The organism is Streptomyces sp. NPDC056224 (assembly GCF_042267665.1).
In the GTDB taxonomy this organism is placed as follows: domain Bacteria; phylum Actinomycetota; class Actinomycetes; order Streptomycetales; family Streptomycetaceae; genus Streptomyces.
On record NZ_JBHJTK010000007.1, the window covers coordinates 209971 to 221271 of the forward strand.

Below are 11301 nucleotides of genomic sequence, written 5' to 3' on the forward strand. Positions count from 1 at the left end.
ACACATACGAAGCCGCCCGCCCCGGACACTTCCGGGGCGGGCGGCTTCGTACGCGGACCGCGGACGGTCAGGGCTTGTGGACGTCCTTGTGCGCGGCCTTGCGGGCGGCCTTGTTGGCTTCCCAGCCGGCCCAGGCGGAGGTGACCATCTCGCTGACGTCGTGCCGGGCCTTCCAGCCCAGCTCGGCGGTGATCTTGTCGGCCGAGGCCACGACCTTCGCCGGGTCGCCGGCGCGGCGCGGGACGATCACCGGCGGGACGTCGTGCCCGGTGTGGGTGTTCAGCAGTTCGACCATCTCGGCGACCGAGACGCCCTCGCCGCGCCCGATGTTGACGGTGAGGTCCTTGTAGTCGCCGGCCGCCGCCCACTCGGCGAGCTTGCGGGCGGCCGCCACGTGGGCCTCCGCGAGGTCCTCGACGTGGATGTAGTCGCGAATGCAGGTGCCGTCCGGGGTCGGGTAGTCGTTGCCGAAGATCTTGGCGCCCTGGCCGGCGTCGTAGCGCTCGAAGACCATCGGGACCAGGTTGAAGACGCCGGTGTCGGCGAGCTCCGGGGCCGCGGCGCCCGCCACGTTGAAGTAGCGCAGGCAGGCGGTGGCGATGCCGTGCGCCTTGCCGGCGGCGCGGATCAGCCACTCGCCGGCCAGCTTGGTCTCGCCGTACGGGCTCAGCGGCGCGCACGGGGTGTCCTCGGTGACCAGGTCCACGTCGGGCATGCCGTAGACGGAGGCGGAGGAGGAGAAGAGGACGTTGCGGATGCCCGCCTCGGCCACGGCCTGGAGCAGGACCGTGAGGCCCTGCACGTTCTCGTGGTAGTAGTACAGCGGCTTCTCGACGGACTCGCCGACCTGCTTCTTGCCCGCGAGGTGCACCACACCGGTGATCTTGTGCTCGCGGAAGGTCTTTTCGAGGATCAGCCGGTCCAGGACCGAGCCGACCACCAGCGGTACGCCCTCGGGGACACGGTCCTCGTTGCCCGTGGAGAGGTCGTCGAGGACGACCACCTTCTCCCCCGCGAGCAGCATCGCCCGGACGACGTGCGCGCCGATGTATCCGGCGCCACCGGTGATCAGAAACGTCATGTGGTACTCCCTGGTCCTGTCCGACTTCGGTGTGGAAAAGCAGGCCGCCGTCAGCCCGTCCCGCGGCCTGCCCGGGCCCGGTGGAGGCGGTTGCGTACGAGGTACAGCGCGCCCTCGGCGCCGGGCGCCAGGCGTAGCGCGAGGGCGCCGGCCCCCGTCCGGTACGGCTGCGCCAGCAGCACACCGTACCGGCTGCTGGGCAGCGCCCGGCGGCGGAGCAGCCGGCCGCGGGGGCGCAAGGAGGTGAACACGGAGGTCCCGTCGGCGCAGTCCACGCCCACCCCCACGTTCCACGCCTGCATCCGGCGCAGCCCCTGCCGTCGGCCCGTCGCGGCCAGGTCGGCGAGGCGGAAGGGCAGCAGCGCGACCCAGCCGCCGTTCTGGTCGGGGCGCAGTTCCACCGGCTGCGCGAGGACGGGGTCGCCGCCCGCGCGGGGCAGGAAGCGCAGCTGCGCGGTGCGCGGACCGGCCTCGGCGAGGCGCCCGTACAGGTCGTGCACGCGGATGCGGACGGCGGCCCGGCCCGCCGGCTCGGCGTCGACGGTGACGGGCAGTCCGGCCGTCGGCAGCGCGGCCAGGCCGTCGAGCTCGACCGGGAGCGCCTCGCTCCACACCGGCGTCCCGTCGGCGGCGGTCGCGTACGGGGGCAGCAGGCGCGGCGGCTCCGCGGCCAGCCGGGTGAGCCGCTCGATGTCGGCGGGCGGGGTCGCGGTGGCGCGCAGCAACGCGACGATCCAGCGGGCGTGGGCCGCGGCGGACGCGATGTCGGCCTCGGCGAAGGTGTCGACGTACTCGCGGGTCAGCGTCCACCAGGCGGCCTGGTACCCGGGGTCCCTGCCGAGCTCGCGCAGGTACATGCGCAGGTCGTACTCCAGGAACTTCACCTGGCAGGCGCTGCCCAGCACCGGGGAGGCGGCGGCGAGGGTCCGGGAGGCCGTGCGGTGGGCCTCGATGCGGGAGCGCCAGTTCGAGACGTCCTTGCGGTCCAGGGAGATCGACACCTGGGCCGCGCTGCGGCGCACGTGCCAGACGTAGACGAGGTCGCCGATGACTGCGATCCGCGGGGCGGCGGCCAGGACCCGGGCGGTGAAGGCGAAGTCTTCGTAGACGAACCGGCCGTCGGGGAAGCGCAGGCCGTGCTTCTCCAGGAAGGCGCGGTCGTACAGCTTGTTGACGCAGAGGGTGTCCCGGACCAGTTCCGGCCGGTCCGCGGGCCGCTCGATGACGTCGCCCGGGGTGTAGAGCCCCGGCATCCACGGCACGTCGTGGTGCTGGGGCAGCTCGCGCCGGACGGCGGCGCCGACGGTGACCTGGGCGCGGTGCTCCCGCGCGGCGCGCACCAGGGCCTCGGCCGCGCCCGCCGGCAGGATGTCGTCACTGTCGAGGAAGAGGACGTACGGGGCGGTCGCCACGGCGATCCCGTCGTTGCGCGGGGTGCCGCACCCCCCGCTGTTCTCCGTGCGGTGCACGACCTTGAGGCGGGGGTGCACGGCGGCCAGCTCGTCCAGCACCCGCGCGGTGCCGTCGGACGAGGCGTCGTTCACGGCGATGACCTCGGCGACCACCGGGCCCTGGGCGAGGGCCGAGGAGACGGCCTCGCCCACGAGCCCGGCGTCGTTGTACGCGATCACCACGACGGAAACGGTGGGGAGGTTGGTGCTGTTCACCCGAAGGATCCTAGGCGACCCGCGTAAAGACGCCTTCAATGCGGCTCGGGTGCCCTCCGGGGGAACGGGACTAGAACGGCCGGAATTCGTCGTACTCCTGCTGGGCCGAGTCGCCGCGCTTGGCGTCCTTCTCCTTGCGGCGCTGCGTGGCCGGGCGCGGAGCCTCCAGGCGGTGGTCCTCGCCGCGGCGGCCCAGCATCTCGGCGCCGGCCATCATGGTCGGCTCCCAGTCGAAGACGACCGCGTTCTCGTCGGAGCCGATGGCCACGCCGTCGCCGGCGCGGGCGCCGGCCTTCCTCAGCGCGTCCTCGACGCCGAGGCGGTTGAGGCGGTCGGCGAGGTAGCCCACGGCCTCGTCGTTGTTGAAGTCGGTCTGGCGGACCCAGCGCTCGGGCTTCTCGCCGCGCACGTTGTAGACGTCCTCGGCCTCGTCGTAGGTGACGGTGAAGCCGGCGTCGTCCACGGCCTTCGGGCGGATGACGATGCGGGTCGCCTCCTCCTTCGGCTTGCGGGCGCGCGCCTTGGCGATGACCTCGGCGAGGAAGTAGGAGAGCTCCTTCAGGCCCGTACGGGCGACCGCGGAGACCTCGAAGACCTTGTAGCCGCGCGCCTCCAGGTCGGGGCGGACCATGTCGGCGAGATCCTGGCCGTCCGGGATGTCGACCTTGTTCAGGACGACGAGCCGCGGGCGCTTCTCCAGACCGCCGCCGTAGAGCTTGAGCTCCTCCTCGATGACGTCGAGGTCGGCGATCGGGTCGCGGTCGGACTCCAGCGTGGCGGTGTCCAGCACGTGCACCAGCACCGAGCAGCGCTCGACGTGGCGCAGGAACTCCAGGCCGAGACCCTTGCCCTGGCTGGCGCCCGGGATCAGGCCCGGCACGTCGGCGATCGTGTAGACGGTCGAGCCGGCCGTGACGACGCCCAGGTTCGGGACGAGGGTGGTGAAGGGGTAGTCCGCGATCTTCGGCTTGGCGGAGGACAGCACCGAGATCAGCGAGGACTTGCCGGCGCTCGGGAAGCCGACCAGCGCGACGTCGGCGACGGTCTTGAGCTCCAGGACGATGTCGCCGGTGGTGCCGGGGACGCCGAGGAGCGCGAAGCCGGGCGCCTTGCGGCGGGCGGAGGAGAGCGCGGCGTTGCCGAGGCCGCCGCGGCCGCCCTCGGCGGCGACGTAGGTGGTGCCCTGGCCGACGAGGTCGGCGAGGACGTTGCCCTCCTTGTCGAGGACGACGGTGCCGTCCGGCACGGGCAGGACCAGGTCCTGGCCGTCCTTGCCGGAGCGGTTGCCGCCCTCGCCGGGCTTGCCGTTGGTGGCCTTGCGGTGGGGGCTGTGGTGATAGTCCAGCAGGGTGGTGATCGCCTGCTCCACCACCAGGATGACGTCGCCGCCACGGCCGCCGTTGCCGCCGTCGGGGCCGCCGAGCGGCTTGAACTTCTCCCGGTGAACGGAGGCGCAGCCGTGGCCCCCGTTACCCGCGGCGACATGCAGCTCGACGCGGTCCACGAAGGTGGTCATGGTTGTTCCTCCAGTTACATGCGGGAATGTCCCGGGCAGGCCTTGCCGCCCAATAAACGTCTGTACGTACCAACACGCCGAGGGCGGACCTCTCTTCCCGGCTTGCGCCGGAAAGAGCTGAGATCCGCCCTCGGGAAGTTACGAACGCTTGATCAGCAGAAGCTGGATCAGGCGGCCGGAACGATGTTGACGACCTTGCGGCCACGGTGCGTGCCGAACTCGACGGCACCGGCCTGCAGCGCGAACAGCGTGTCGTCGCCACCGCGACCGACACCCGAACCCGGGTGGAAGTGGGTGCCGCGCTGGCGGACGAGGATCTCACCAGCGGAGACGACCTGACCGCCGAAGCGCTTCACGCCGAGCCGCTGGGCATTGGAGTCGCGCCCGTTCCGGGTGGACGATGCGCCCTTCTTGTGTGCCATGTCTCAGTCCCTCTTACTTCGCAGCCGCGGGGATACCGGTGACCTTGATCGCCGTGTACTGCTGGCGGTGACCCTGGCGACGGCGGTAGCCGGTCTTGTTCTTGTAGCGCAGGATGTCGATCTTGGCGCCCTTGTGGTGGTCCACGATCTCAGCCGTGACCTTGATGCCGGCCAGGACCCACGGGTCGCTGGTCACGGCGTCGCCGTCGACAACGAGCAGGGTCGAGAGCTCGACCGTGTCGCCAACCTTGGCAGTGGAAATCTTGTCAACCTCAACGATGTCGCCGACAGCAACCTTGTGCTGGCGACCACCGCTGCGCACGATGGCGTACACGCGGATCTCTCTCTCACTCGGGGCGGATGCTCCTGAAGCCAGCCGCTCAGGCGGACTCCGTCTTTCGACGGCCCACACCGATCCGGAATGGACGAGCGGCCTCTCCCATGACGACGCTTGCGCGTACGAAGCGGGAGGAAGGTGCTCAGGAGCGCGGCGCGCGCTGGACGCTAATCGTCCAAGACACGCCGACGGTCTAGGTTACGGGGCCGGTTCCAAGGGGTCAAACCGGCTCCCGCACGGCCGTGGGGCCCCGCCTCGCGGCGGGGCCCCACGGTCATGCGGTTTCCTCTTCGGTGCGCGGATCAGGCCTCGGTCGGAGCCGAGACGGCGGGCTGCGTCTGCTGCTCGGCCGCCGCGGTCTTCTTCGTCGCCCGCTTGGCCGCGGTCTTCTTGGTCGTGGCCGCCTTCTTGGCCACGGTCTTCTTGGCCGCCGTCGCCTTCTTGGCGGTGGTGGCCTTCTTCGCCGCGGTCGCCTTCTTGGCCGGAGCCTTCCTGGCGGCCTTCTTGGCCGGAGCGGGCTCCTCCTCGGCCGGGGCCTGCGGCTCCGGCTCCGGCTCGCTCACCGGGGCCTCCACGACCACCACGGCGGCTTCCGCCGCACCTGCCGGGGAACCGGCGGGCGCGGTGGCCTTACGGGTGGCACGGCGGCGCGGACGGGCAGGAGCGGCCTCCGCCACCGGGGCCTCCTCGGCCACGGCGACGACCGGCTCGGGCTCGGGCTCGGCGACGACCGGCTCGGGCTCCGCCACGACGACCGGCTCCGGGGCCGCCTCGGCCGCGGGGGCCGGGGCACCCGCCGGGGCGGTGGCCTTACGGGTCGCACGGCGACGGGTACGGCCCTTGGGGGCCTCCTCGACCGGCGCGGCCTCGACGGGGGCTGCCTCGACCGGCGCGGCCTCCACGGCTGCCTCGACCGTTTCCGCGGCCTCCACGGCCTCGGCGACGACCTCGGCGGCCGGTTCCAGGACCGTGTCGGCCGGCTCGGCGACCGGCTCGGCGACGACCTCGGCCACGGGGGCCGGTGCCTGCGCCGGAGCGGTCGCACCGCGCGGGGCGCCCGCCGGGGCGGTCGCCTTGCGGGTGGCACGGCGACGGTTGCGGCGGCCGCTCAGGCCCGCCGCGGCCTCCGCTTCGGCGGGGCTGCTGTACAGCTCCTCGTCCGCGACGAACTCGGGCTCGGGCAGCGCCCGCGGCGCGGCAGCCTCGGCGGCCACCTCGGCCTCGGTCTCGAACTCCACGCCGACCGTCTCGACCTCGTGGTCGTGCTGGTCGAAGTCCGCCTTGCCGCCACGGCGCTTGGAACGCTTGCCGTTGCCGCCGCCGCCGATCGCGGTCGGCTGCTCCATGTGCACGATGACACCGCGGCCGTTGCAGTGGACGCAGGTCTCGGAGAAGGACTCCAGCAGACCCTGGCCCACCCGCTTGCGGGTCATCTGGACCAGGCCCAGCGAGGTGACCTCGGCCACCTGGTGCTTGGTCCGGTCACGGCCCAGGCACTCCAGCATGCGCCGCAGCACGAGGTCGCGGTTGGACTCCAGGACCATGTCGATGAAGTCGATGACGACGATGCCGCCCAGGTCGCGCAGCCGCAGCTGGCGCACGATCTCCTCGGCCGCCTCCAGGTTGTTCCTGGTGACGGTCTCTTCGAGGTTGCCGCCCTGACCGGTGAACTTGCCGGTGTTGACGTCGATGACGATCATCGCCTCGGTCTTGTCGATCACAAGCGAGCCGCCCGAGGGCAGCCACACCTTGCGGTCGAGCGCCTTGGCGAGCTGCTCGTCGATCCGGTACGTCGCGAAGACGTCGACCTCGGAGGTCCAGCGGGACAGCCGGTCGGACAGGTCCGGGGCCACGTGGTTCACGTAGCCGTGGATGGTCTCCCAGGCGCCGTCACCGCTGACGATGACCTTCGAGAAGTCCTCGTTGAAGATGTCGCGCACGACGCGGACGGTCATGTCCGGCTCGCCGTACAGCAGGCTCGGCGAAGAGGTCGAGATCTGCTTCGACTTCTTCTGGATGTCCTCCCACTGGGCCTGCAGACGCTCGACGTCGCGGCGCAGCTCGTCCTCGCTCGCGCCCTCGGCGGCGGTGCGCACGATGACGCCCGCGTCCTCGGGGACGATCTTCTTGAGGATGGTCTTCAGACGCGCGCGCTCGGTGTCGGGCAGCTTGCGGCTGATGCCGGTCATCGAGCCCTCGGGCACGTAGACCAGGTAGCGACCGGGCAGCGAGACCTGGCTGGTCAGGCGGGCGCCCTTGTGACCGATCGGGTCCTTGGTGACCTGCACCAGGACCGACTGGCCGGACTTGAGGGCGGACTCGATGCGGCGCGGCCCGTTGGCCATGCCGAGCGCCTCGAAGTTGACCTCACCGGCGTACAGGACGGCGTTGCGGCCCTTGCCGATGTCGATGAAGGCGGCCTCCATGGACGGCAGCACGTTCTGGACCTTGCCCAGGTAGACGTTGCCGACGTACGAGGTGGCCTCTTCCTTGTTGACGTAGTGCTCGACGAGCACGTTGTCCTCGAGGACGCCGATCTGGGTGCGCTCGCCGGCCTGGCGGACGACCATCACGCGCTCGACGGCCTCACGGCGGGCCAGGAACTCGGCCTCGGTGATGATCGGCACACGGCGGCGGCCCTGCTCGCGGCCTTCGCGGCGGCGCTGCTTCTTCGCCTCCAGGCGGGTCGAGCCCTTGATGGACTGGACCTCGTCGGACGGCTCGGCCTTCTCACGGGCCGGGCGCGGCTCGCGAACCTTGACGACGGTGCGCACGCCGTCCTCCGCCTCGGCGGACTCGGCAGTGGAGTCGGCGGGCTCACCGCTGCGACGGCGACGACGGCGACGGCGACGGCTGGAGCTGGAGCCCAGGCCCTCTTCGGCCTCGTCGAACTCGGCGGACTCCTCTTCCTCCGCCCCCTGCTCGGCGGACTCGGCCTCCGTCTCGTCCTCTTCCTCGGCGGACTCGTCGAGGTCGGCGGACTCGCCACGACGGCGACGACGGCCACCGCGACGGCGACGGCGTGAGGGGCGCTCGCCCGACTCGTCCTCCTCGAATTCGGCGGACTCCTCTTCGAGCTCCGCTTCGGGCTCCTCCTCGGCGAGTACCTCCGGGAGGGAGACCGGCGCGGACTCGGCGGCAGGCGCGGACTCGGCTGCGCCGCGCCCACGGCGGCGACGACGGCCGGCGGGCTGCGGGGCGGGGGCCTGGACGACCTCGGCCGCGGCCTCCGTCTCCTCCTCCTCGACCTCGTCGGCCGGGGCGGCGGCGCGGGCGGCCGCGGCGGCCATGGCCGCGGTCTCGGGGGTCTGGAACATCGGCTCGGCGAAGACCGGGGCCTGGAAGACGGCCACGGCGGGACGCGCGGCGCGGCGGGCCCGGGCGGGGGCGGCGGGCGCCTCGGTCTCGGCGGCGGGCTGCGCCGGGGCGGCCGGTGCGGTGGTGGAGCGGGTGGCACGGCGGCGGCCGCCGCGCTTCGGGGAGTCCAGGGCGTCGGCCACGGTGAAGGCGCGGGCGGCCTTGGGGGCTTCCTCGGCCACGGCGGGGACCTCGTCCTCGACGGGAGCCGGAGCAGCCTCGGCGGCCGGAGCGGCGACGGCGCGGGTGGCACGGCGACGGGCACGCGGAGCCGCAGCGGCCGGAACCTCCTCCGCCTCCTCGACCTCGGCGGCCGGGGCCTCCACGACCGCGGCCGGGGCGACCGGAGCCGCAGCAGCCTCGGCGGCCGGGGCCGCGACGGCGCGGGTGGCACGGCGACGGGCACGCGGAGCCGCAGCGGCCGGAACCTCCTCCGCCTCCTCGACCTCGGCGGCCGGGGCCGCGACGGCGCGGGTGGCACGGCGACGGGCACGCGGAGCCGCAGCGGCCGGAACCTCCTCCGCCTCCTCGACCACGGGCGCGGCCTCGGCCACCGCGGCCTCGGCGGCCGGAGCGGCGACGGCGCGGGTGGCACGGCGACGGGCACGCGGGGCGGGAGCGGCGGGCTCCTCGGCGACGGCGGCCGGGGCCGGGGCGACCGGGGCGGGGGCCTCGGCGGCAGGGGCCTCGGGAGCGGCCACGGCGCGGGTCGCGCGGCGGCGGGTACGGGCGGGGGCGGCGGCCGGGGCGGCCTCCTCCACGGGGGCGGCCGGGGCGGCCTCCGTCACCGGGGTTGCCTCCGCGGCGGTGGCGCCGGGCGGCCCTGCGGGCCGGGAAGCGGCGCGGCGGCGCCTGCGCGGCGGCAGGCTGTCGCTGGGGCTGCCGCTGTCGGCGTTACCGGCGGTGGTGGTGTCGTTTTCGTTGTTGAGCATTGCGGGCGGTTCTCCCGTCACGCTCCCGGGCGCCGCGGCTGACTTCCGGTCCGGCCGGGCCCCGCGTAATGAGCGCGGAGCCGGCCTCCGGGGCGCGTTCGCCACACGGGAGCTCAGTTCATGGCCGCCGGTTCCGTACGTGTTGTCCGTACGGCCTGGCGGAAGTCTTCAGGTCAGTGCGCGGCCCGACCCAGGTGGCTCCCGAGTGCCAGGGCTGCGCGACGGCGACGTTCCTTACGCGGCGGGACCTTCCGGCGCCTTCGCGTCGGCGGCTACGGCGGCCGTGGGTGGGGCGGCCGTATCAGCCTCGCGGTCGGGCGCGAGCGGGTCGGTCACCGTGCCGGACTCCTCGTCGAAGAGCCCCTGCGCCAGCCTGGTCACCGCTGAGGGGACCGGCGGCGCCAGGTCGGCCACAGCTCGGAGACCGGACAGGACGTCGTCGGGTCGCACGGCAGGTGTCAGATGCCGAACAACCAGCCGCAGTATCGCACAGGCATTGTCCAGTGGCCTATCAGCCGGGGCGGGAAGGGCTTCCAGGCTGACGACCGCGCCACGCGTGTCGAAGGTCCGCATGCCGTTCTTGGTCCGGCGCTGCACCTCCACGGTCTCGGCGGCGAGGAACGCCGTCACGGCCCGCTGCGCCTCGGCGGGCTCCACGCCGTCCAGGCGCAGCTCCCACACGGAGGCGGTCAGCCGGTCCGCGAGGCCCGAGGTGCGGGCCTCCACGGCGTCGATGATGTCGAGCCCGGTCGGCATCGACTCGTCGAGCAGCTCACGGAGCTTCTCGGGGTCGCGGGGCTCGGCAAGGGCGATCTCCAGGTACTCGGCCTCGCTGCCGGTCCCGGTCGGGGCGGCGTTCGCGTACGAGACGCGGGGGTGCGGGGTGAAGCCGGCCGAGTAGGCCATCGGCACCTCGGCACGGCGCAGAGCCCGCTCGAAGGCGCGCTGGAAATCGCGGTGACTGGTGAACCGGAGGCGGCCGCGCTTGGTGTAGCGCAGTCGGATGCGCTGCACCACCGGTGCGGGAGGCGGGCCTTCGGGCTGTCGCTTGCCCAGTGGTTCTTCTCCTTGTGCGGGGCTCCGCGGCTCGCGCGTCGCCCTGAGCGTCTGGGGGCCGGCCGGCGCCGCCCTGCCTCCGGCTCACCCCTGCCGTTCGTGGAGGGAGATCTCGGGAGCGGGCGTGTTGCCTGCGGCTGTCGTACTACCCAGAGTACGCGCCCGTGACCTCGCCGGTTCCCGGGGAGGAGGACCGAAGAGCGCCTGGCGTACGGATGCCCGCGCCTCCCGCACCGCGAGCCGCGAGCTCCGCCACACCTCCCGGACGAGATGTCCGGCGGGAGTGAGGACCTGCCGGCGGACCCAGGCGGCGGGGCGGACGACGAGGCCGCGCCACACCCGGAGCAGACCGCGGCCGATGGCGCGGCTGACGCGGCCGGCGAGGTTCCAGACGGCGGCGGCGAAATGACCGAGCGGGGTGAGCACGTACCGGTACAGGCCGCTCGCCGCCCAGGAGACGGCGCGCCCGAGCGGGGTCAGGACGAAGCGGTACGTCCCGGCCGCGACCGGGACGACCGCGTACCGCCACAGGGCGACCCACGGCCACACGAACAGGGCCCTGGCCAGCCAGGCCAGCGCCGCCCCGGTACCTCGGGCCAACCGGACCAGGCCGTGGCCGGCCGGAGTCAGGACGTACCGGTACAGCCCGTGGGCCAGCCAGGCGATGCCCCGGGCCGACGGCAGAAGCAGGTACCGGTAGGCGGCCGCGAGCATCCACGCGACCGCGCCGGCGGCCGGCCGCAGCAGGTACCGGTACAGCGCGGCGGCGACCGGGACGAGCACGTACCGCCACAGGGCGACCCACGGCCACACGAACAGGGCCCTGGCCAGCCAGGCGAGCGCCGCCCCGGTACCTCGGGCCAACCGGACCAGGCCGTGGCCGGCCGGAGTCAGGACGTACCGGTACAGCCCGTGGGCCAGCCAGGCGATGCC

The 11301-nt window shown here is 73.4% G+C and carries 7 protein-coding genes and 1 pseudogene; all 8 read right to left on the reverse strand.

Going from position 1 to position 11301, the window contains the following annotated elements; translation table 11 throughout:
- Positions 1-67: 67 nt before the first annotated feature.
- Positions 68-1081 carry a UDP-glucose 4-epimerase GalE gene (galE, locus tag ACFCZ1_RS12960; RefSeq protein ID WP_376678435.1) on the reverse strand — a complete coding sequence of 338 codons (1014 nt, stop codon included), beginning with the start codon at positions 1079-1081 and terminating at the stop codon, positions 68-70.
- Positions 1082-1131: 50 nt separating this feature from the next.
- Positions 1132-2748: a glycosyltransferase family 2 protein gene (locus tag ACFCZ1_RS12965; RefSeq protein WP_376678436.1), complete on the reverse strand. Its 1617-nt coding sequence runs from the start codon at positions 2746-2748 to the stop codon at positions 1132-1134.
- Positions 2749-2818: 70 nt separating this feature from the next.
- Positions 2819-4264, reverse strand: coding sequence for a GTPase ObgE (gene obgE / locus ACFCZ1_RS12970; protein WP_376678437.1), 1446 nt, complete (start codon positions 4262-4264; stop codon positions 2819-2821).
- Positions 4265-4431: 167 nt separating this feature from the next.
- Positions 4432-4686: a 50S ribosomal protein L27 gene (gene rpmA / locus ACFCZ1_RS12975; protein ID WP_048480572.1), complete on the reverse strand. Its 255-nt coding sequence runs from the start codon at positions 4684-4686 to the stop codon at positions 4432-4434.
- Positions 4687-4699: 13 nt separating this feature from the next.
- Positions 4700-5020, reverse strand: a complete 321-nt coding sequence (gene rplU, locus ACFCZ1_RS12980; RefSeq protein ID WP_030715748.1) for a 50S ribosomal protein L21 — start codon at positions 5018-5020, stop codon at positions 4700-4702.
- A 305-nt stretch (positions 5021-5325) separates the two neighbouring features.
- Positions 5326-9312 (reverse strand): ribonuclease E/G, encoded by a 3987-nt coding sequence (locus tag ACFCZ1_RS12985; protein ID WP_376678438.1) that lies wholly within the window; start codon positions 9310-9312, stop codon positions 5326-5328.
- A gap of 234 nt (positions 9313-9546) precedes the next feature.
- Positions 9547-10326 (reverse strand): TIGR03936 family radical SAM-associated protein, encoded by a 780-nt coding sequence (locus ACFCZ1_RS12990; RefSeq protein ID WP_326590775.1) that lies wholly within the window; start codon positions 10324-10326, stop codon positions 9547-9549.
- A gap of 126 nt (positions 10327-10452) precedes the next feature.
- A pseudogene (locus tag ACFCZ1_RS12995) lies at positions 10453-11301 on the reverse strand (hypothetical protein); the annotation flags it as partial.